The organism is Nakamurella sp. UYEF19, from assembly GCF_040546275.1.
Classification (GTDB): Bacteria; Actinomycetota; Actinomycetes; order Mycobacteriales; family Nakamurellaceae; genus Nakamurella.
In genome coordinates, this window is record NZ_JBEPNO010000012.1 from 18902 (window position 1) to 40687 (window position 21786).

Here is a 21786-nt window from a genome sequence, read left to right on the forward strand (position 1 = left end):
TGCACCGATGCCGGTAGCTCATGTCTGACATCGATGCCTGAAACCGTGCCGGGACCGCCCCGGCCGACGGGGCGAACGGCCCTGGTCACCGGCGCCGGAAATGGTCTGGGCCGGGCGATCTCGCTGCAGCTGGCCGCGGCCGGAGTCCGGGTGGTGCTGACCGGCCGGACCGTCGGCCCGCTCCAGGAGACCGCTGACCTGATCGCCGAGCGCTCCGGCGAGCCGCAGGGAGTCGGGTCCTCCCGGGTCGCTTCGGTCGACGTGTCGGATCCCGACTCGGTGAACGCGCTGGCCGCCGCCGTGTCGGACGAGCAGATCTCGATCCTCGTCAACAATGCCGGTGTGCCGGGTCCGGTGGCCTCCCTGATCGACATCGACATCACCGAGTGGAATGCCGTCTTCGATGTGAACGTCACCGGGATGTTCCTGATGTGCAAGGCCTTTCTTCCGCCCATGATCGAGCGGGGATCGGGTGACGTCATCAACCTCGCCTCGGTGAGCGGCAAACGACCGCTCGCGCGGCGCACTCCCTACTGCGCATCGAAGATGGCCGTGCTGGGACTCACCACCACTTTGGCCGCCGAGGTCGGTCCGCTCGGGATCACGGTGAACAGCCTGTCGCCGGGACCGGTCGAGGGGCCGCGGATGCACCGCAACTTCGCGATGGAGGCGGAACGCACCGGCCGGAGCATCGAACAGGCCAGGGACGAATTCGCCGGGCGGGCGCTGCTCGGCCGGCTCTTGGAAGAGGAAGAGGTCGGTTTCGCCGTCGTAGCCATGCTGGCCATGCCCGGTCTGCACGCGGCCGACATCGACCTCTCGGCGGGTATGGTCGCCCGGTGATCCGGCCACCGCCGTCTTCCGGACTGGCGAAGCGCCTCGCCGCTCGTGAGCCGCTGCTCGGTGCCCTGCTCCGGATGCCGAACGAGACCCTGATCGAGATGACGGCACTGGTCGGCATGGATTTTGTGGTCATCGACACCGAACACGGGCCCGGTGACCAGATCCCGCTCACCCACCACCTGATGGCCGCGGCGGCCGCGGGTATTCCGGCCCTGGTCAGGGTCGGGCAGGTGTCGGAGATCCTCCGGGTCCTCGACCTCGGTGCCGCCGGCATCATCGCACCCCACATCTCCACCGTCGAGCAGGCCGAGGAGGTCGTCCGGGCGGCTCGCTATCCACCGCGGGGCGATCGCGGGTTCGCCACCTACACCCGCAGCGGGCGTCACGGGTTGGCCCGCGCGGTCGAGCATCTGGACACGTCCGCCGCCGACACGACGATCATCCTGATGATCGAGGACACCCTTGGAGTCCTTGCAGCGGAGGAGATCGCCGCCGTCGACGGGGTCTCCGGACTCCTCGTCGGCCCGGCAGACCTGTCCACGGCCATGGGCATGCCCGGTGAGCAGGGGAGCGCGACCGTGCAGCGGGCCATCGCCGACGTGCACGCCGCCGCCCGCCGCGCCGAGGTGGCCGTCGTGACGATCACGGCCGATCCTGCCCAGGCGAGGTCGCACTTCGCGGCGGGCAGCACGATGGTGATCTACAACCTCCTCGCCGCCCTCGGATCATTGTTCACCACCTTGGCCACCGGTCGGTCGGAGGTGGTCCCCACGACCGAACGTGCCACCGACGACCCAGTGGTCTTCCTGCCCGGCATGTTCGGTGGGCCGACCGTCTGGGACGACGTGCTGAGCGCTCTCCCGCCGACCCTGACGGTCCGGACCGGACGGATCGACCTCGACGACTCCGTCGGCGCCATGGCGGAGTCGGTGCTGGTCTCGGCGCCGGAGCGGTTCAGCCTGGTCGGTCACTCGCTCGGCGGCATCGTCGCCCTCGAGATTGCCCGTCGTGCACCACATCGGCTGCGACGGCTCGTCCTGCTGAACGCCGGCGGTCGGGGTGCCGCCGATGCCCAGCTGAGCGTCTGGCAGCAGCAGGATGACAGGATCATGGCGGGCGGATTCGCGGACCTGGTCGCCGAACAGGCCGTCGTCAACCTGGGGCCAGCGGTCGACCGTCCGGGGTTGCTGGACCGATGGACTGCCGGAGCCCGCAAGGTAGGACCGGACGGACTGCGTCGACAACTGGCCGCCCAATCAACCCGTCCGGACAGCCTCCCCGGTCTGCCCGCCATCGGTGTCCCGACGCTCGTGGTCAGTGGGGCGCTCGACGAGATCTGCCGCCCCGACCTGCAGGAGGAACTGGCAGTCGGCATTCCCGGTGCGATCCATGTGGTGCTGCCCGAGGCCGGCCACATGACGGCGCTGGACGCACCGGTCGAGCTCGCCCGGCTGATCATGGACTTCCTCACCGGCTAATCGGTTGAGCGACGAAAGTTGTTCAACTGCAGCCTATTTCAAGGTGGGGTGGGCCGCTGCTGCCGGCTCATCAGGGTTCGCTCGGCCAGTCTGGCGAATTCCCGGGTGGCGGGAGAGAGGACTGCGTTGACCCGCTGGATCAAAGCGATCGTGTCGTAGAGCGGCTCGGCGAAAGGCGCGATGAGCAGGCCAGGGGGGCAGGCAGAGCTCTCCACCACCGCCTGGCAGACGATCGAATCGCCGACGCCGCGCATCACCAGGTCGAGTGCGGATTCGACGTGTTCCACCTCGATCCAGGGTTCGATCTTGAGACCGGCGAGGTGAGCCCGTTCCAGCAGCTGCCGCCGCGTGGGGTCCTTCCAGCCGTAGTGCGCGTCGTAGAGCACGAGCCTCGCCGAGCAGAATCGCTCGATGGTGACGGGACCGCTGACGTGGTCGGGATTCCTGCTGGCGTAGAACACCTCGTCGCGCAGCAGCGGCGTCACGGTGAGCCCCTCGTCGTCGATCGGCAGTACCACCAGGCCTGCCTCCAGTTCCCCGGCGGCCACGGCACCGGCCGTCTCGACGGAGTTGACGCCGACCATCCGCACGCGTACTGATGGATGACGTACGAGGAATTGCTCGACCAGGTCCGACAGCAGGTAGAAGTCGGCGTTGCGCAGCAGCCCGAAGGTGGCCACCCCACCGCCCAGCGTCTGCATGTTGCGGATCGCCTGTGCGCCGCCGTCAGCCGCGGCGACTGCCTGCTCCGCGTAGGACAGCAGCTCGACCCCGGCCGGGGTCACCACCAACCGTCGCCCACCGCGTCCGAACAGGGGGAGTCCCAGCTCGTCCTCGAGCCGTCTGATCAGCTCGGACACCGAGGCCTGCGCTACCGAGAGCTCGGCGGCCGCGGCGGTGAAGGAACCGGTCCGCGCCGCTGACAGGAAGGCCCTCAGCTGATTCAGCGTCATAGGGATAGCCTATGCGAAGTACAGGAGTACTCGGGCTTGTCCTCTGCTGAGCGTGCCTCTACTTTATACGTATGCAACTCAGCCCTCCCGTCCTTGCGGACCTCGCCGGCAAGTACAAATTCCTCAAGACGCCGCTTGAGTCAGGGCCGCCCGAGCAGCGTGATCCCAAGGTCGTCGCGACGGTGTCGGAAATGCTCAGCACCATCGAGAAGGGCGGCATGGACGCCGTTCTGGCCTACGCGGGCAAGCTGGATCACCCCACCGGGGGTGTCATCGAGATCTCCGCGGCGGGCATCACGGCGGCCGGTGAGCGGCTGACCCCGGAGCTGCGGCGGGCACTGGAGATCGGCGCGAGCCGGACACGCAAGTTCGCCGAGGTGAGCAGGTCCCACCTGGTCGACTTCGAGACCGAGCTGGTACCCGGCCTGATCACCGGACAGAAGTACATCCCGGTGCAGCGCGTCGGTGCGTACCTTCCCGCCGGCCGCTTCCCCATCCTGGCCAGCGCCTTCATGACGGTCAACGTGGCCAAGGTCGCCGGCGTCGATACCGTCCTGGCCTGCACGCCGCCGCAGGCCGACGGGCACGCCGATCCGGCTGTGCTGTACTCGGCTGCCATCTCCGGCGCCGACCGCATCTACCTGCTGGGTGGGGTGCAGGCCCTGGCGGCCATGGCCTTCGGCCTGCTCGGTGAGCTGCCCGTCGACATGTTGGTCGGGGCGGGCAATGCTTTCGTGGCCGAGGCCAAGCGTCAGCTCTTCGGCACAGTGAGCATCGACCTGCTGGCCGGACCGTCCGAGGTCGCCGTCATCGCCGACGAGTCCGCCGATCCGGCCCTGGTCGCCGCAGATCTCCTCGGGCAGGCCGAGCACGGACCGACCTCACCCGCAGCGCTGGTCACTACCTCCGAGAGCCTCGGACTCGCCGTGGTCCAGCAGATCGACAAGCAGCTCGAGACGTTGGCGACCAAGGACATCGCGGGCCCGGCCTGGCGGAACTACGGTTCGGTCACCTGGGCGCAGGACATCGACACCGCCATCGCCCTGATGGACGACTTCGCACCGGAACATCTGGAACTGCAGACCGGGAACGACGACGTCTACCTGGATCGGCTGCGCAACTACGGGTCGGTGTTCATCGGCCGGTGGAGCACGGTCGCCTACTCGGACAAGGGAATGGCCGGCACCAACCACACCCTGCCGACCGCCGGCGGGGCCAAGCACAGCGCCGGCCTCTCGGTGTCGAGATTCCTCAAACCCCTGACCTATCAACGGGTCACCAGGGCGACTACCCCGCAGTTGGCCGATCCGGTTGACGTCATCTCCTCCTACGAAGGGATGGCCGCACACCGGGCGACCGCCACCATGCGACTGGCTGTCTACGCGGAGCAACCGGAATCGGTCGCCGGATAGCGGGTACAGCCCCCTGCCGTCACCGCAGCCGTTCGATCGAACATCCATCCATCGCACCGAAGGGTATCCGTATGACGCCATTGTTGGAAGCTCGGGGGATCGTCAAGAACTACGGGCATGTCGAAGTTTTGCGTGGGGTTGACTTCTCGGTGTCTGCGGGTGAGGTGGTGGCGTTGATCGGGGATAATGGTGCGGGGAAGTCGACGTTGGTGAAGACGTTGTCGGGGGTGGTGCAGCCTGATGGTGGTCAGATATTGTTTCGGGGGGTGCCGATGGTGTTCACGTCGCCGATCCATTGTCGCGATATGGGGATAGAGACAGTTTTTCAGGATTTGGCGTTGGCGCCGGAGTTGGGGCCGGCGGAGAACGCCTACATCGGGCGGGAGTTGTTCAAGCAAGGTTGGCGCGGGAAGCTGGGGATCATCGACAAGGCAGAGATGCGGCGTCGGGCGCAGGAGGCGTTCATCTCTCTGGGGACTGATGTGAAGGACATGGACGCTCCGGTGGCTGCGCTGTCGGGTGGGCAGCGGCAGTCGGTGGCGATCTGCCGGTCGGTGATGTGGGCGAAGGGTTTGGTGTTCATGGATGAGCCGACCGCCGCGTTAGGTGTCCGGCAGACCCGGAAGGTGTTGGAGGTGATCCGGCGGGTCGCCGATCAGGGGGTCGCGGTGGTGCTGATCTCCCACAACATGTCCGAGGTGTTGCAGGTCGCGGACCGGGTGGAGGTGCTGCGTCTGGGTAGACGGGTCGCGGAGTACCGCAGCAAAGAAGTGGATGTGGAGATGCTGGTCGGTGCGATGACGGGTGCGTTGGACGGGGTGGGGGCATGACCGCATTCGACAAGGCCGCTGTGGCGCCGGCTGATGAGCTGACCGGTAGCAACACCGAGGCGAACACGATGACGTCCACCCCGAACGATGTGTCGAAGGTGGGGGTGTCGGCGCCGACCGTGGTGTCGGCCGCGGATGCGGCGCGGATCGCGGCGGAGCGGAAGGTGCGGGCGCGGCGGAGGTTGCTGTCGTCCTCACCGTTGTTGATGTTCGGGGTACTGATCGTGTTGTTCGCGTTTTTCACGGCGATGCACCCGGACACCTTCCCCAGTTTTGCGAATGTGAAGAACATGCTGATGGACACGGCCATCTTGATGGTGATGGCCGTCGGGGTCACGTATGTGATGATCGCGGCCGGGTTCGACCTGTCGATCGGGTCGGTGTTGGTCTTCGGGCAGGTGGTAGCGGCGAAGGTGATGTCCGGCATCGGCGGCCAGGGAGCCTGGACGATCGTCGTCGGAGTGGTGGTGTCGGTGTTGGCCGGGGTGGTGTGGGGTCTGTTCAACGGTTGGGTGATCACCAAGTTGCGGGTGCCGCCGTTGATCACCACCCTGGGGTCGCTCGGTGCGGCGTTGGGGGTGGCGTATCTGTTGACGAACGGCGCGGATGTGCGGGATGTGCCCGATGCGGCGTATTCGATTGCGACCGGCAAGTTGTTGGGGTTGTCGTGGATCGTCTGGACGGCGGTGGTCGTGGTGGTCATCGGTGGGTTGGTGTTGCATCTGACGCGGTTCGGTCGTCATACGTTTGTGATCGGTTCGAATGCGGAGGCAGCGCGGCGGTCCGGTATCAATGTGGATCGTCATCTGATCAAGTTGTATTGCATTGCGGGTGGGTTGTCGGGGTTTGCGGGCATGATGTCGTTGATCCGGTACACGACGACGACGGTGGGTGGTCATGGTACTGATTCGTTGGTGGTGATCACCGGAGTGGCGTTGGGTGGCATCTCGTTGTTCGGTGGTATCGGTTTGATGATCGGCAGTGTGATCGGAATGTTCATCCCGACGGTGCTCAACAATGGTTTGGTGTCGACGAATGTGTCGGCGTTCTGGCAGCAGGTCGCGATTGGTTTGATTTTGATCGGTGCGGTGTATCTGGATCAGTTGAAACGATCCAGACGCGACCAACCCTAGATTTCACGGCCGTCTTCTCCCAGCGTTCACCGCTCCCCCTGGGTCCTTCTCTGTCGTCTTCCCCTGATCGTGCTCCATCGCCCTTCCTGTTAATTCTGGACCTCGTCCAGGGCCACCTGCGAGAAAGGATCCATCCCCCATGTCCAGCAAGTCCCTGCATTTCAAGAGGTCGGCACTGGTGACCGGAACGGCTATCGCCGCAGCGCTCACCCTGGCCGCTTGCGGCTCCTCCACCGCCGCGTCTTCGACGACGTCGAGTTCCACCGCGACGTCGAGTTCCACCGCGGCGTCGAGTTCCACCGCGGCGTCGAGTTCCACCGCGGCGTCGGGTGCACCGGCGTCGTCGGCGGCGGGCGGGTTGCCGGCGTTGGCCGACAACGCCGGCGCGGGGAAGAAGATCGTCTACGTGCCGGGCCTGACGGGGGTGCCGTTCTACTCGTCGGTGTCCTGCGGGGCCGCGACAGAAGCCAAACGTCTGGGGGTCACGTTCACTACGCAGGGCGACCCGAACTTCGCGGTGGACAAGCAGACGGCGATCATCAACTCGCTGGTCGCGTCCAAGCCCGACGCGATCATGATCTCCATCACCGACCCGAAGGCGATGATCGTGCCGCTGCAGCAGGCCAAGGACGCCGGCATCAAGATCATCGGCATCGACGGCGACCTCACCGACACCTCGGTGATGGCCACCAACATCCAGTCCGACAACATCAAGGGTGGCGCGCTGGCCGCCGACCGCCTCGGTTCGGTGATGGGCGGCGCCGGGTCGGTGATCATGATCGACAACGCCACCGGATCGTTGATCTCCGGCGCCCGCAACAAGGGATTCTCCGACGAATTGGCCGCCAAGTACCCGAACATCAAGAACCTCGGCGTGCAGTACTCCGCGAACTCCGCGGACAAGGCCGCCTCCATCGTCTCGGCGGCGATCACCAACAACCCTGACCTCAAGGGCGTCTACACGATGGAAACGAACAACACGCAGGGTGCGATCACCGGGATCCGGGAAACCGGGAAGACCGGGACGGTGAAACTGGTCGGCTACGACACGTCGGATCCGATCATCAAGGCCACCAAGGAGAAGGCCGTCGACGGCCTCGTCGTGCAGTACCCCTACGGTGAGGGCATCCTGGGCATCGACTCCGCGATCACCCTGCTCAACGGCGGTACCGTCCCGCGGGATCAGGCCACCCCGTTCCTGATGGTCACCCCGGAGAACGTCGACACCCCGGAAGCGCAGAAGTACATCTACAAGGTCGACTGCTGATTCCGGCAATCGAACCGAGGATCGTAGTGAGACCGAGGGTCTGAAGAAGTGAGACACCGCACCAGGAGCTCGTCACCGCACCCAGACTGCCGATGAAGGACACCATGTCAGACCAGGACAGCACCACCGCCACGACGACCGCCTCGGGATTCAGCACGCCGTCGAAGACGGCGACCAACGGGTCGGCGGTCACCCCGGTCCAGAGCCCGCCTGCCGTCCGCGGCACCGCTCCGATGTCGGCACTGGCGACGCCGGGGTCCCCGCACGCCCGGTTCATGCCGCCGGACTTCAGCATCTCGATGCGAAGTGGTTACGGCACCGTCTATCCCGGCCACCAGCCTGGTGAGCGCCGCCAGCCGATGCGCGGTTTCGAGGAGACCTACGTCGACATCGTCGACTACATCCTGCGCGACACCTCCCGCATCTGGGACGACCAGGACGTCGGTTACATCTACGACACGTATGCCCCCGGCTGCCGGGTGTACGACGACAACGGCATGAAGTACGGCGTCGAACGGGTCGTTCAGGAGACGATGCAGGCGATCAACACGTTCCCCGAGACGAGACACTATGCCGACGATGTGATCTGGGCCGGCGACGAGGACCAGGGCTTCGCCACGTCGCATCGCGCGATCAACGTCGGCTACCACACCGGCCCATGGCGATGGGGCCCACCTACCGGGAAGAAGATCAACCTCTGGGTGATCGCCAACTGCGTGACCCGGGACAACGCCATCTTCGAGGAATGGGTGCTCTACAACGCCGGTGCCCGGCTCTCGCAGGTGGGCATCAACCTCGTGGAGGCGGCCCGCACGCTGGGCAACGAGAAGCCCGCCGTGCCGCTCACCGAGTTCCAGGCCACCGAGGTCGAACGGATCGTCGGCGGACAGGTGCCGACGCCATACCCGAAAGACGACTCCGGCCGCAGTACATTCAATGTCGACTACGAGGTGCGCGCGCTGTTCCACGACGTCTTCAACCGTAAGAACCTCGCCGCCATCGACAAGGCCTACGCCCAGAACGTCCGCTGGAACGGCCCGACCAACCGCACCGGCTACGGCCGCAGCGAGGTGAAAGCTTTTGCCCGCTCGTTGATGTCGACCTTCCCGGACCTCGGGCTGCAGGTCGACGAGATCTACTGGATGGGCAACGACGTCGACGGATACTCGGTCTCGGTCCGCTGGAGCGCATCGGGCACCCATCGCGGGTATGGCCTCTACGGCAAGCCGACCGATCGACGAGTCTTCATGTGGGGGCTCAACCAGCTCTACTACCAGGCCGGCCGGATTGTCGAGGACTGGACGCTCTTCAACGAGATGGAAGTGATGTCGCAGATCCTCAGGGACGAGCCGACGGATCTCCTGGCCTGACCGCGGCGCACGCGTCGACCCCTCCTGCCGTTTGACGCGACCGACGGTCGATTGCCTAGGGTGGGGCCGAGAGTTCTTCGTCGTCCTGAAAGGAACAACGCGGTATGTCGTCATCGTCGTCAACGTCGGATCGTCTGCGGGTGGGGGTGGTCGGTCTCGGGTGGGCCGGGCAGCAGCACCTGGACGCCTACCAAGCCATCGACGGGGTCGAGGTGATCGGCCTGGCCGGCAAGGAGACACAACTGCTGGCCGATCTGGGCGAACGGCATGCGGTGCCTGGCCTCTTCGAGGGCTGGGAGGAGCTCCTCGCTCTTCCCGATCTCGACGCGGTCAGCGTGGCGGTGCCGACGTTCCTGCACGCACCCATCACCATCGCAGCGCTCGAGCGCGGCCTGCACGTGCTGAGCGAGAAGCCGATCGCCCGTGACGCCGCCGAGGGCCGGAAGATGGTCGAGGCGGCCAGGAAAGCCGGCCGGGTGCTCGATGTCGCGTTCAACCACCGACGCCGCGAAGACATCGGCAAGCTCAAGGAGATCATCGTCTCCGGCGAGCTCGGGCGGCCGTACTACGCGAAGGCGTCCTGGCTGCGACGATCGGGTATCCCTGGTCTCGGCAGCTGGTTCACCAGCCGTGAACTTGCCGGCGGCGGCCCGCTGGCCGACATCGGCGTTCACGTACTGGACTACGCCCTCTACCTCCTCGGCGAACCGAAAGTCGTTGCGGTGTCGGCAGTCACCTATTCCGAACTTGGCCCGAGGGGCCGGGGTGGTTCCGGACGGGCCACCGCAGATACCTCGAAATCGAAGTTCGAGGTCGAGGACTTCGCATCGGCCTTCCTGCGGCTCGAGGGCGGTGCCACATTGCTGATCGAGGCCGGCTGGGCCAGCTACCGTGCCCCGGAGGATCTGATCGATTTCACCGTCTACGGCACCGATGGCGGTGCCGAGCTGCGGGTGGACGCGACCACCGCCGGATCTGGGGGCACCGTCAAGGTGTTCACCGAAGCCAACGGCGAGAACACCGACCGCGTGGTGGACGGGGGACCGGGCCGCGCGCATCGTCAGGTCGTCGAGGAGTTCGTCGAAGTGGTCAGGGGAGATCCTGCCGGTTGGTCGGCCCACGACGGATCCCTGGCGCTGAGCCGGGCCGAGATCATCGACGCAGCCTATCTTTCAGCAAAGACGAACAAGGAGGTCCAGCTGTGAGCCAGCCCTTGCGCATCACCGTGTGGAACGAGGGTGTTCACGAGTCGAACGGGGCGCCGGCAAGCATGGCCACCGACTATCCGGACGGCATGCACGGCGCCATCGCGGCCGGATTGGCCGGGCTGATCCCGGACGCGCAGATCCGGACAGCGGTGCTCGCGGACCCCGAACACGGGCTCACCGAGGAGATCCTGGCCTCGACGGATGTGCTGCTGTGGTGGGGGCACATCGCGCACGGGCAGGTGTCCGACGAGGTCGTCGAGCGGGTGAAGCAGCACGTGCTGGGCGGCATGGGTCTACTCGTCCTACATTCGGGCCACTTCTCCAAGATCTTCATCAGCCTGATGGGCACCACCTGTTCGCTGCTGTGGCGCAACGAGGGGGAGCGCGAACTCGTCTGGACGGTCAACCCGACACATCCGATCGCGCAGGGCATCCCGCAGCCGCTGGTGATCCCGCACCAGGAGATGTACGGCGAATTCTTCGACATCCCGGACCCCGACGACCTGGTCTTCATCTCCTCGTTCACCGGTGGCGAGGTCTTCCGGTCTGGGGTGACGTTCCACCGCGGACGCGGACGGATCTTCTACTTCTCGCCCGGCGACCAGGAGTACCCGGTCTACCAGCAGCCCGCGATCCACCAGGTGCTGGCGAACGGCGTGCGCTGGGCCGCCCAGCCCGACGTCCCCCGCGTCGCACCGTCCGTCGGTCACCCCGATCGTGAATGGTTCGCCCGATCCTGACGGATCTGGACCGGAGGCGCCGGACATCGAGCTCGACGGGCCATGAGATGGTTGCTCAGGCTCACTACCTGGGAGCCGCCGATCTGATCGAGCGGAACGAGGAAACCCTCCATGTGCCCTGAGCCAGTGCGGGCTCCGTCGTCGTCGGTGATCCCGGACGGTATGGAGGTCACCGGGCAGCTCCAGTACGACGCCTGGTGGTCCAAGGGCTGGCCGCCCGTCGAGCAGGTGCGTCCTGACGTGTGGTCCGTCCCGGTCCCGGTGCCGGACAACCCGATCCGCTACACCCTGTGCTACCTGCTGTTCGGCGACGACGGTTTGGTCGTCGTCGATCCGGGCTGGGACACCGAACCCGGTTGGGCCGCGCTGGAAGCGGGCCTGGCCGCGGCCGGTGCGTCGGTCGAGGCCGTCACCGGGATCGCGATCACCCACGTCCATCCCGATCACCACGGGATGAGCGCCCGCCTGGCGCAGGCGAGCGGCGCGTGGATCGCCATGCACCGGGCCGAGCGGAACTCGTTGCCGCGTCACGCCTATCCGATGGGTACGGTGGCGGACAGCGATCGGCGGTGGGTCACGCAGCAGGGCGTCTCGCCGGAGGTGGGTGCCGAGTTGATGATGTCCGACAGCGGGCTCGAGACGTTTCGGACGATGGCCGAGCCAGGTGTCCTCCTCGAGGACGGTGATCGATTGCCGCTGGCCGGCCGGGCGATCCGCGTGATCTGGACGGCGGGACACACTCCGGGCCACCTCTGCTTCCACGACGAGGACAACGACGTGCTGCTGACCGGTGACCACGTCCTGCCGCGGATCAGCCCCAACGTCGGACTGCAGCCGCACACCGCCGCGCCGCCGTTGCAGCCCTACCTGGACTCGCTCCGCCGCATCGCGAACCTGGACAGCGCCGAGGTCCTTCCCGCCCATGAATGGCGGTTCCGCGGCCTTGACACGCGGATCACGCAACTGCTCGGGCATCATCAAGAACGGTGCGACGAGATCCTCGCCGTCGTCGGTGATCTGGGGCCGTCCAGCGCCTGGCAGGTGACGGAGAAGCTGACCTGGTCACGCGGATGGGCTGCCGTGCGTGGCTTCCAACGCCGCGCCGCCCTGGCCGAGACCATCGCGCACCTGTCCTACCTGGTCGAACAGGGACGACTTGCGAGGTCCACCAACGGATCCGACGACAGCGTCATCGAGTACTCCCTCGTGGCCTGACCGGTCGTCGCCCAGTGCTTCATCGACGGTCAGCCACTGATCGACTCGGGCACCGCCACCGGTGCGCCGGTGGCGGCGACGACGGTTTCCACGTCGACGCCGGGCGCGAGTTCCACCAGTTCGAAGTAATCGCCCCTGGTGTCCAGGACGCAGAGGTCGGTGATCACCCGATCGACGACGGCGCTGCCGGTCAGCGGAAGATCGCACACCGTCAGGAGTTTCGGCGCTCCGCCCTTGGCGACGTGGTCCATCAGCACGATCACCTTCTTGGCGCCGTGCACCAGGTCCATGGCACCGCCCATGCCCTTGACCATCTTCCCCGGGATCATCCAGTTGGCCAGGTCGCCTGACGTCGACACCTGCATACCGCCCAGGACGGCGACGTCGATGTGTCCGCCCCTGATCATCGCGAAGCTGGTCGCAGAATCGAAGTAGGAGGCACCGGGGAGCACCGTGACGGTCTCCTTGCCGGCGTTGATCAGATCCGGGTCCACGTCCTCGTCATAGGGGTACGGACCGACTCCGAGAATGCCGTTCTCGGAGTGGAGGTTGAGCTCGACCCCCGGCGGGAGATGGTTCGGGATCAGCGTGGGCAGACCGATGCCGAGGTTGACGTACAGGCCGTCGCCCAGTTCCTCCGCCGCACGTGCGGCCATTTCTTCGTGGTTCCAGGACATCAGGACTCCTGCTCGTTCGCGGCGCCGGTACCGGGCGGGCCGGCCGGTCTGGTTCGAATGGTGCGCTTCTCGATCCGCTTGGTATGGGCCTCTTCCGGATCAAGGGCGACCACCCGCTGCACGAAGATGCCGGGGAGGTGCACGTCGTCGGGATCGATGGACCCGACCGGGACGATCTTCTCCGCCTCGAGGATGGTGATGCCGCCCGCCATCGCGACAGGCACGTTGAAGTTGCGGGCCGCAGCATGGAATCGGGCGTTCCCGGCGGCATCGGCGACCGCGGCCCGCACCAGCGCGATATCGGTGGTGATGCCCTCCTCCAGCACCATCGACCGGCCACCGAAGTCTCTGACCTCCTTGGGTTCCGACTCCTCCGCGATGGTGCCGTCGGGGTGATAGCGCCACGGCAGGCCGCCATCGGATACCTGCGTCCCGACCCCGGTGGGGGTGTAGAAACCGCCGATGCCGGACCCGCCGGCACGCAGCCGCTCCGCGAGCGTGCCCTGCGGGGTCAGCTCGACGTGCAGTTCACCGGAGAGGTACTGGCGGGCGAATTCCCTGTTCTCGCCGACGTACGAGGCGACCACGCGATCGATGCGGTGCGCCTCCAGCAGCAGGCCGAGGCCGGCCCCGTCGACACCGCAGTTGTTCGACACCACCGTCAGATTCTTGGCGCCCTGCTCGAGCAGCGCGCTGATCAGGATCCAGGGAATGCCGGACAGCCCGAATCCACCGACCGCCAGACTGGCCCCGTCGCGTACGTCGGCCATCGCTTCGGCCGCGTTGGCCACGATTTTGTTCATCGCTGGGGATCCTGCTCTCTGCTACCGGCGCTGGTAGCACTCTGTCGCTCGATGATGCTGGGTGATCTCGGCTTGCTGGATTATTCATCACGAACCTGACGTCGCCGAGGTCGGACGGCCGCCGTCCAGCCGTCGGGCGCGGTGACGCTCACCACGGCACGAGCGGATATCGTCGGGCGATGCCCTATGACGTCAAGGTTCTCCGCTCGCATTTTCCCGCCCTCACCCAGGGAGCTGCGCATTTCGACGGCCCCGGCGGTTCCCAGGTACCGGACGCCGTCGGCGAGGCGATGAGCGCCACCATCACCGCAGCGATCGCGAACCGTGGACGGGTGACCGCAGCGGAGCGCTTTGCCGACGAGGTGGTGCTCGGTGCGCGGGCAGCGATGGCCGACCTGCTCGGCGCTGATCCCGGCGGCATCGTCTTCGGCCGCAGCATGACGTCGCTGACCTTCGACTTCGCCCGCACGCTGGCCAAGACCTGGGCGCCCGGCGACGAGGTGGTGGTGACCAGGCTCGACCATGATGCGAACATCCGGCCATGGGTGCTGGCCGCGAAGGCCGTCGGCGCCGTCATCCGGTGGGCCGAGTTCGACCCCGGGACGGGCGAGCTGCCGGTCGAGAACGTCGAGCGGCTGCTGACCGCGCGGACCAGACTCGTTGCGGTGACGGCGGCCTCGAACCTGATCGGGACGGAGCCCGACATCGCGGCCATTGCCGCCGTCGTCCACGGCGCCGGCGCCCTGTTCTTCGTCGACGGAGTGCACTTCACCGCCCACGCCCCGGTGGACGTCGCCGACATGGGCGCCGACTTCTACGTCTGCTCGCCGTACAAGTTCCTCGGCCCGCACTGCGGGGTGCTTGCCTCGTCACCGGAGTTGCTGGAGCGGCTCCAGCCGGACAAGTTGCTGCCGTCCTCCGAGCAGGTGCCGGAGCGCTACGAACTCGGTACCCTGCCGTACGAGATGCTGGCCGGAACCACTGCGGCCGTTGACTTCCTCGCCGGACTCGGAACGTTGGTCGATCCCGACTACCTGAAGCCGGCCGATCGACGAGCAGCGCTGCTGTCGTCCATGGGCAAGGCGCAGGCCTACGAGGACGCGCTGCGGGCAGATCTGGAGAAGGAACTGGCCGCACTGCCCGGCGTCACTCTGCGGAGCCGCGCGACGCACCGCACACCGACGTTGCTGATGACGTTCGACGGACGGGACGCCGCGAATGCCCAGCGATTCCTGGCCGACCGCGGCGTCAACGCGCCGTCGGGATCGTTCTACGCCCTCGAGGCGTCTCGCTGGATGGGGCTCGGTGACGCCGGTGGCCTCCGCGTCGGCCTGGCGCCGTACTCCGACCGGGACGACTGCGACCGACTGGTCTCGGGTCTGCGGGAGTTCCTCGCCGCCGGCTGACCGATCCGCCGGCTGGACGATCCGCCGGTTGGACGAGCCGTGGCCCATCCAACCGGGGCGACCGTCAGCCCTGGTTGGAGAACGCCGCGTCGAAGGACGTGCTGGGCGCGGAGAACAGCTGCGAGCGGATGAACTTGATCGCTTCGGGTGCGCCGTGCAGGCGGTCCATCCCGGCGTCCTCCCACTCGATGGAGATCGGACCCTCGTAGCCGATGGTCGTCAGCATCCGGAAGCAGTCCTCCCAGTCGACGTCGCCGCGGCCGGTGGACACGAAGTCCCATCGACGACGGGGGTCGGCCCAGCCCAGGTGCGATCCGAGGATGCCGCGGCGCCCGTCCGGGATGCGGACCTTGGTGTCCTTGCAGTCGACGTGGTAGATCCGGTCCTTGAAGTCCCAGATGAACTGCACCGGATCGATGCCCTGCCAGACCATGTGGGATGGATCCCAGTTGATGCCGAAGGCCGGACGATGCCCGATCGCCTCGAGGGCGCGCTGGGTCGAGTAGTAGTCGTAGGCGATCTCGGACGGGTGGACCTCGTGGGCGAACCGAACCCCGACCTCGTCGAAGACATCCAGGATCGGATTCCAACGGTCGGCGAAGTCCTGGTAGCCGGCGTCGATCATCGACTGGGATGCCGGCGGGAACATGGCGATGTACTTCCAGATCGAGGACCCGGTAAAACCAATGACGGTCTTGACGCCCAGCCGCGCAGCGGTTCTCGCGCCATTCTTGACGGCTTCCGCCGCGCGCTGCCGGACCCCCTCCGGATCGCCGTCGCCCCACACCCCGCTGGACAGGATGCCCTGGTGGCGTGCATCGATCGGGTCGTCACAGACCGCCTGACCCTGCAGATGCACCGAGATGGCGTAGACCTTCAGGCCGTACCGGTCCAGGATCTCGTGGCGGGACGCGATGTAGTCGTCGTCGACCGCGCCGCGCTCGACGTCCAGGTGGTCGCCCGAGCAGGCGATCTCCAAGCCGTCGTAGCCCCACCCGGATGCGAGCCTTGCCACCTCCTCGAACGGCAGGTCGGCCCACTGGCCGGTGAACAGGGTGATCGGATGCGTGGTCATGGAGGGCGACCCTACTCCGGGTGAACCGCTGCACCGCAGGGTGTCCGGTCCGTTGTCCCCATCGGCCCCCACGGTCTCCCACGACGGCGTCCGGGTGTGCTCAGGGGGTCGAGAGCAACGTCCGACCTGCGGTTTCCCATGCCTGCATACCGCCGTGCAGTTCGACGACGTGGTGATACCCGAGCGAGGCGAGGGTGACCGCCGCGATCGCGCTCATCGACCCGGTCCGGCAGTAGATGGCCAGTTCGGTGTTGTGATCAGCGGGTAGCTTTGCGGCTTGCTCGGCGATCTCGTCGTACGGGATCGTGTCGTCGGTGCCGGCGATCCTGCCTTCGAACGGGATGTGCACGTCGATGGTGACCGTGCCGGGTGCCGCGATGGCCGCAGCGAAGCGTGCCGGATCGACCAGGGTGCTCACCGGGGCACCGGTCGTGGCAGCAGCGGACATCGGCGTTCCCATCGCGTCGGTCGCGGTGGTCGCCCTGGTGACGCCCGTGCTGAGAGCCGTGCTGCCGACCGACGCAGGAGTCGGAGCCCCGGCCGAGCATCCGCTGGCAACCAGGAGCAACAGCACCGCGAGAATTCCGATGTGACGACGCATGGTTTCAACGTACGTGCTGGTGGGCCCCGCCGGCGTTGATGTCAGAATGGGCATGTGGAGCCACGGTGAGGACGTGAGGACGAGCGCAGGTCTGCTGCTGTACCGCCCGTCATCGGCCGGGGACGTCGAAGTTCTCCTGGTGCACATGGGTGGCCCGTTCTGGGCGAAGAAGGACGCCGCGGCCTGGTCCGTTCCGAAGGGCGAGCACTCGCAGGGCGAGGAACCGCTGACCGCCGCCATCCGGGAGTTCACGGAGGAACTCGGAGCGCCGCCGCCGCCGGGTAAGGATCTGGACCTCGGCTCGCTGCGGCAGTCGTCGGCGAAGACCGTGACCGTCTTCGCGCGCCAGGGGGACTTCGACGCCGACTCCATCACCAGCAACATGATCGAGATCCCCTGGCCACCCCGCTCCGGCCGCACCCTGCTGATCCCCGAGGTCGACCGCGCGCAGTGGTGCACGATCGACGACGCAAGGGTCAAGCTCGTCAAGGGGCAGGTGCCGTTCCTGGATCTGCTGGTGCAGCGGACGGGTCGGGCGGGTTCATGACCAGGGGCAAGGTTCTCGGTGTCCATCCGGCGGTCCTCGTCGCCGCCGTGGCGTTCATCGCCTTGCTGGGGGCGGCCGGGTTCCGGGCGGCACCCAGCGTCTTGATGATCCCGCTGCAGGAGGAGTTCGGGTGGTCGAGATCCCTGCTGTCGGTGGCGGTCGGCGTCAACCTGGTGCTGTTCGGCCTGACGGCCCCGTTTGCCGCGGCCCTGATGGATCGGTTCGGTATTCGCCGAGTTGTCTCCTGCGCGCTGATCCTGGTGGCCGCGGGTAGCGGTCTCACGGTGTTCGTGCGCCACCAGTGGGAGTTGATCCTGTGCTGGGGTGTGCTGGTGGGCCTCGGGACCGGCTCGATGGCACTGGTTTTCGCGGCCACCATCGCAGAGCGCTGGTTCGTCCGGCGCCGCGGGCTGGTGATGGGGATCCTGACGGCCGGTAGCGCCACCGGCCAATTGATCTTCCTGCCGATCCTGGCCGCGGTCACCGTCAACGGAAGCTGGCGCCTGGCTTCGCTGATCATCGCCGCGGCCGCCCTGGCGGTGGTGCCGCTGGTGCTGATCTTCCTGCACAACCATCCGGCAGACCGGGGCGTCACCGCGTTCGGTGCCCCTCCGCCGGTCGACGGGGCCGTCGAGAAGCCCGCGCCGGTCACGGGTTCAGCCCGGCGCGCACTGAAAGTGTTCGGGATGGCCTCGCACCATCGAACCTTCTGGGCGCTGATCGCCGGGTTCGCGATCTGCGGCGCCACCACCAACGGTCTGATCGGAACCCACTTCATCCCGGCCGCCCACGACCATGGACTGGGCGAGACCACCGCAGCCGGACTCCTTGCGGTCGTTGGCATCTTCGACATCGTCGGGACCATCGGATCCGGCTACCTGACCGATCGCGTTGATCCGCGCCTCCTGCTGGCGGTCTACTACGCGTTGCGCGGCGTTGGCCTGATGATGCTGCCCGGTCTGCTCTCGGACCAGATCCACCCGAGCATCGTCGCTTTCGTCATCGTGTACGGGCTCGACTGGGTGGCCACCGTTCCGCCGACGGTTGCGCTGTGCCGCCAGGCTTTCGGGGACCAGGGCAACATCGTCTTCGGGTGGGTCTTCGCCTCGCACCAGGTCGGTGCAGCGCTGGCCTCGGTGGCGGCCGGCGTCATCCGCGATGAGAGCGGCGCTTACACGATCGCCTGGTTCGGTGCGGCCGGCATGTGCCTGGTAGCAGCGCTGGTGTCCTTCCAGATTCGCAAGCTGCCGACCGAGATGGCCGCCCCGACCCCGGATCCGGCGTCGGTCTGAGCCGTCGCCATCGCCGCCGGAACCACGGTCGGGAGCGGCCGGCATCCCCGCCGGAACCACGGTCGGGAGCGGCCGGCATCCCCGCCGGAACCACGGTCAGGACCGGCCGGAACCACGGTCAGGAGCGGCCCGCGAACAGCGGCAGCGATCGGGCGCCGGCGGGCGCGGTGACGGCGGCGGGCATCGTCGCGGATGGCGAGGGCGACGCGGACGCCTTGGCGAGTCCGTCGAAAGCCTTGGCCGCCTGGTGCCTCTCGGCGTCGACAGGGCCATAGGTGGTGGTGCGCTGGACCACCGGCCGGCCGATCTCGGTGGTGATGCTCTCGATGTCGGCGACCGTCTTGTAGGAGCCGAACTCCGAACCGGCCATCCGCGAGATGGTCTCCTCCATCAGGGTTCCGCCGAGATCGTTGGCCCCGCCGCGCAACATCGCCCTTGTCCCCTCGACACCGAGTTTCACCCAGGACGTCTGCACGTTGTCGATCGAGCCGTGCAGCATCAGTCGCGCCATCGCGTGGACCGCGCGGTTCTCGTCGTAGGTGGTACCCGCCCTGGCCAGCCCGGCCAGGTAGATCGGGGAGTTGGTGTGGATGAACGGCAGGGGCACGAACTCGGTGAAACCGCCGCTCTCGCCCTGCAACCGGCGCAGCAGAGCCAGATGGGCCACCCAGTGTTCCGGAGTGTCGACGTGCCCGTACATCATCGTCGACGAGGACGGGATGCCAAGTCGGTGCGCGGTGGTGACGACCTCGATCCACGCTGCCGTGGGCAGTTTGCCCTTGGTCAGCACCCAACGCACGTCGTCGTCGAGGATCTCGGCCGCCGTTCCCGGAATGCTGTCCAGACCCGCCTCTTTCGCGGCCGTGAGCCACTCGGCGATCGACAGGTTGGCGCGGGTGGCGCCGTTGACGACCTCCATGGGGGAGAAGGCGTGCACGTGCATCTGCGGAACCGCGGCCTTGATCGCCCTGACCAGGTCGAAGTAGGCGGTGCCGGGCAGCTCGGGATCGATGCCACCCTGCATGCAGACCTCGGTCGCGCCGAGATCCCAGGCGACCCTTGCCCTTTGCGCTACCTCATCGGTGGAGAGCGAGTAGGCGTCGGCATCCGTCCGGCGCTGTGCGAAAGCACAGAATCGGCAACCCGTGTAGCAGACGTTGGTGAAGTTGATGTTCCGGTTGACGACGTAGGTCACGGCGTCCCCGTTGACATCCGTCCTGACGGCGTCGGCGAGTGCGCAGACCGCGTCGAGCTCGGTGCCGGTGGCCGTCATCAGCGAGAGGGCGGCGGCGCCGTCGAGCGATCCGGGATCGCTCTCGGCGATCCGCAGTGCAGCCATCACGTCTGATTCGAACTTGCGAGGTGCCCTGATCCGGGAGTGCAGTGATTCCCAGTCGCCGTAGACGTCCAGGAAGTCGGAGCGGCGATCGGCGGTGCGACCCTCGGTGTCGATGGAGGTGGCCAGATCCGTCCGGCCGGAAGACGTCAGGCCGCCGGGACCGTTCGGACCACCGGCGGGTTCCTCGGGGTCCTGCCAGGGGCGGCCGACCGGGATGACGTCGGGGCGGGCGAGTCCCGTGACTGGATCCGCGAGCGCGTCGACGTGCGCGCGCAGCCGGGGGTCCAGCCAGGGTTCGCCGGCCTTGACGAACTCCGGGTAGATGGTCAGCCGCTCGGCGAGGGTGAAGCCGGCCTCGGCGGTCTTCTCGGTGAGATCCTCGATCTGGGGCCAGGGGCGCTCGGGGTTGACGTGATCTGGAGTGAGTGGCGAAACCCCGCCCCAGTCGTCGATCCCGGCGGAAAGGACACGGGAGAACTGGTCCTCGATGAGGTTTGGCGGTGCCTGCAGACGAACCGATGGCCCCAGTACAAGTCTGGCGACAGCCACCGTGGCGATCAGCTCGTCCATCTCCGCGTCCGGTCGCTTCGCCATGGCGGTGTCGGCCTTCGCCCGGAAGTTCTGGACGATGACCTCCTGGATGCCGCGATAGGCCCTCGACGTACGGCGGATGGCGAACAGCGACTCGACCCGGTCGGCGATGGTCTCGCCGATCCCGATGAGAATGCCGGTGGTGAAGGGGATCGACGAGCGACCGGCGTCCTCCAGGACGCGCAACCGGATCGCCGGATCCTTGTCGGGGGAACCGAAGTGCGCTCCCGACTTCTGCTCGAAGATCTCGCGGGAGGTGGTCTCGAGCATCATGCCCATCGACGGCGAGACCGGCTTGAGCCGCGCCATCTCCTGCCAGTCCATCACCCCGGGGTTGAGGTGGGGGAGCAGACCGGTGGACTCGAGCACGCGGATGGACAGCGCCCGGACATAGTCCAACGTCGAGGAATACCCGGCCTCGTCGAGCCAGGTCCTCGCTGCGTCCCACCGGTCCTCGGGTCGGTCTCCGAGGGTGAACAAGGCCTCCTTGCAGCCGAGAAGTCTTCCGGCCTCGGCGATCTCCAGTACCTCGTCGACGGACAGGAATGGCGCCGGGACGCGGCCGGGAGTGGTGGCGAAGGTGCAGTAGTGGCAGCGGTCCCGGCAGAGCCGGGTCAGCGGGATGAAGACCTTCTTCGAATAGGTGATCACGCCCGGACGCCCGGCGGAGATCAGCCCCTGGTCCCGGACGCGGGCGGCGCTGCGGCAGAGATCGTCCAGGTCGGATCCCCTGGCCTGCAACAGCACTCCGGCTTCGACCTCGTCGAGGGCCACTCCGTCACGGGCCCGTCGGAGGGCTCGCCGCATGGCGCTGGCAGAGGGTGCCGGCTCGTCATGGCGGACTTCGGTGATGCGGACGGCAGCGGTGGGGTCGGGGAGATCGGTCACGGGTGATCCTTTGGGCAGGAGTTCGGCTGGATGCAGGTTCTGGCCGAACTCCTCGGCTGACGGCAGGTCGACTTCGACCGCCACCCACTCGACTCGCGGGGCCGACCCGTGTCCTACC

At 67.1% G+C, this 21786-nt stretch carries 19 protein-coding genes; 13 read left to right on the plus strand and 6 right to left on the minus strand.

Going from position 1 to position 21786, the window contains the following annotated elements; translation table 11 throughout:
* The first annotated feature begins 33 nt into the window (after nt 1-33).
* Nucleotides 34-843 carry an SDR family NAD(P)-dependent oxidoreductase gene (locus ABIB25_RS16615; protein WP_354529588.1) on the plus strand — a complete coding sequence of 270 codons (810 nt, stop codon included), beginning with the start codon at nt 34-36 and terminating at the stop codon, nt 841-843.
* Complete coding sequence (locus ABIB25_RS16620) at nt 840-2321, plus strand: aldolase/citrate lyase family protein (protein WP_354529589.1); 1482 nt, start codon at nt 840-842, stop codon at nt 2319-2321. Before ABIB25_RS16615 ends, ABIB25_RS16620 begins: the two co-directional genes overlap by 4 nt.
* Nucleotides 2322-2359: 38 nt before the next feature.
* Here the strand turns inward: ABIB25_RS16620 and ABIB25_RS16625 are convergent, their stop codons facing one another.
* Complete coding sequence (locus tag ABIB25_RS16625; RefSeq protein WP_354529590.1) at nt 2360-3274, minus strand: LysR family transcriptional regulator; 915 nt, start codon at nt 3272-3274, stop codon at nt 2360-2362.
* 71 nt (nt 3275-3345) lie between these two features.
* Between ABIB25_RS16625 and hisD the strand changes: the two genes are divergently transcribed.
* The 8 genes from hisD to ABIB25_RS16665 all read left to right on the plus strand — a co-directional run bounded on the left by hisD (nt 3346) and on the right by ABIB25_RS16665 (nt 12449).
* Complete coding sequence (hisD, locus tag ABIB25_RS16630; protein WP_354529591.1) at nt 3346-4686, plus strand: histidinol dehydrogenase; 1341 nt, start codon at nt 3346-3348, stop codon at nt 4684-4686.
* Between the two features lie 71 nt (nt 4687-4757).
* The gene (locus tag ABIB25_RS16635) at nt 4758-5516 is read left to right on the plus strand and encodes an ATP-binding cassette domain-containing protein (protein ID WP_354529592.1); all 759 of its coding nucleotides are present in this window, start codon (nt 4758-4760) and stop codon (nt 5514-5516) included.
* Nucleotides 5513-6649, plus strand: a complete 1137-nt coding sequence (locus ABIB25_RS16640; RefSeq protein WP_354529593.1) for an ABC transporter permease — start codon at nt 5513-5515, stop codon at nt 6647-6649. The genes ABIB25_RS16635 and ABIB25_RS16640 overlap by 4 nt, the downstream gene beginning before the upstream one ends.
* A gap of 139 nt (nt 6650-6788) precedes the next feature.
* Nucleotides 6789-7916: an ABC transporter substrate-binding protein gene (locus ABIB25_RS16645; protein WP_354529594.1), complete on the plus strand. Its 1128-nt coding sequence runs from the start codon at nt 6789-6791 to the stop codon at nt 7914-7916.
* Nucleotides 7917-8020: 104 nt separating this feature from the next.
* Entirely contained in the window at nt 8021-9286 is a 1266-nt protein-coding gene (locus tag ABIB25_RS16650) for a nuclear transport factor 2 family protein (protein WP_354529595.1), read from the plus strand.
* A gap of 104 nt (nt 9287-9390) precedes the next feature.
* Nucleotides 9391-10491: a Gfo/Idh/MocA family protein gene (locus ABIB25_RS16655; RefSeq protein ID WP_354529596.1), complete on the plus strand. Its 1101-nt coding sequence runs from the start codon at nt 9391-9393 to the stop codon at nt 10489-10491.
* A complete protein-coding gene (locus tag ABIB25_RS16660; RefSeq protein ID WP_354529597.1) occupies nt 10488-11234 on the plus strand; it encodes a ThuA domain-containing protein in 747 nt (248 codons plus the stop codon). The genes ABIB25_RS16655 and ABIB25_RS16660 overlap by 4 nt, the downstream gene beginning before the upstream one ends.
* Nucleotides 11235-11345: 111 nt before the next feature.
* Nucleotides 11346-12449 carry an MBL fold metallo-hydrolase gene (locus ABIB25_RS16665; protein ID WP_354529598.1) on the plus strand — a complete coding sequence of 368 codons (1104 nt, stop codon included), beginning with the start codon at nt 11346-11348 and terminating at the stop codon, nt 12447-12449.
* A gap of 29 nt (nt 12450-12478) precedes the next feature.
* Here the strand turns inward: ABIB25_RS16665 and ABIB25_RS16670 are convergent, their stop codons facing one another.
* Complete coding sequence (locus tag ABIB25_RS16670; protein ID WP_354529599.1) at nt 12479-13126, minus strand: 3-oxoacid CoA-transferase subunit B; 648 nt, start codon at nt 13124-13126, stop codon at nt 12479-12481.
* Nucleotides 13126-13929 carry a CoA transferase subunit A gene (locus tag ABIB25_RS16675; RefSeq protein ID WP_354529601.1) on the minus strand — a complete coding sequence of 268 codons (804 nt, stop codon included), beginning with the start codon at nt 13927-13929 and terminating at the stop codon, nt 13126-13128. Before ABIB25_RS16675 ends, ABIB25_RS16670 begins: the two co-directional genes overlap by 1 nt.
* Nucleotides 13930-14108: 179 nt before the next feature.
* Between ABIB25_RS16675 and ABIB25_RS16680 the strand changes: the two genes are divergently transcribed.
* A complete protein-coding gene (locus ABIB25_RS16680; RefSeq protein WP_354529602.1) occupies nt 14109-15335 on the plus strand; it encodes a cysteine desulfurase-like protein in 1227 nt (408 codons plus the stop codon).
* A 64-nt stretch (nt 15336-15399) separates the two neighbouring features.
* Here the strand turns inward: ABIB25_RS16680 and ABIB25_RS16685 are convergent, their stop codons facing one another.
* Both ABIB25_RS16685 and ABIB25_RS16690 read right to left on the minus strand, forming a co-directional pair.
* On the minus strand, nt 15400-16410 hold the full coding sequence (locus ABIB25_RS16685) for a sugar phosphate isomerase/epimerase family protein (RefSeq protein WP_354529603.1): 1011 nt from the start codon (nt 16408-16410) through the stop codon (nt 15400-15402).
* Between the two features lie 100 nt (nt 16411-16510).
* Nucleotides 16511-17011, minus strand: coding sequence for a rhodanese-like domain-containing protein (locus tag ABIB25_RS16690; RefSeq protein WP_354529604.1), 501 nt, complete (start codon nt 17009-17011; stop codon nt 16511-16513).
* A 73-nt stretch (nt 17012-17084) separates the two neighbouring features.
* Here ABIB25_RS16690 and ABIB25_RS16695 point away from each other — a divergent pair, with 73 nt between their 5' ends.
* Entirely contained in the window at nt 17085-17558 is a 474-nt protein-coding gene (locus ABIB25_RS16695; protein WP_354529606.1) for an NUDIX hydrolase, read from the plus strand.
* The gene (locus ABIB25_RS16700) at nt 17555-18850 is read left to right on the plus strand and encodes an MFS transporter (protein WP_354529607.1); all 1296 of its coding nucleotides are present in this window, start codon (nt 17555-17557) and stop codon (nt 18848-18850) included. Before ABIB25_RS16695 ends, ABIB25_RS16700 begins: the two co-directional genes overlap by 4 nt.
* Nucleotides 18851-18968: 118 nt before the next feature.
* Here ABIB25_RS16700 and ABIB25_RS16705 read toward each other — a convergent pair whose 3' ends face one another.
* Nucleotides 18969-21632 (minus strand): bifunctional FO biosynthesis protein CofGH, encoded by a 2664-nt coding sequence (locus ABIB25_RS16705; protein WP_354529723.1) that lies wholly within the window; start codon nt 21630-21632, stop codon nt 18969-18971.
* Nucleotides 21633-21786 lie beyond the last annotated feature (154 nt).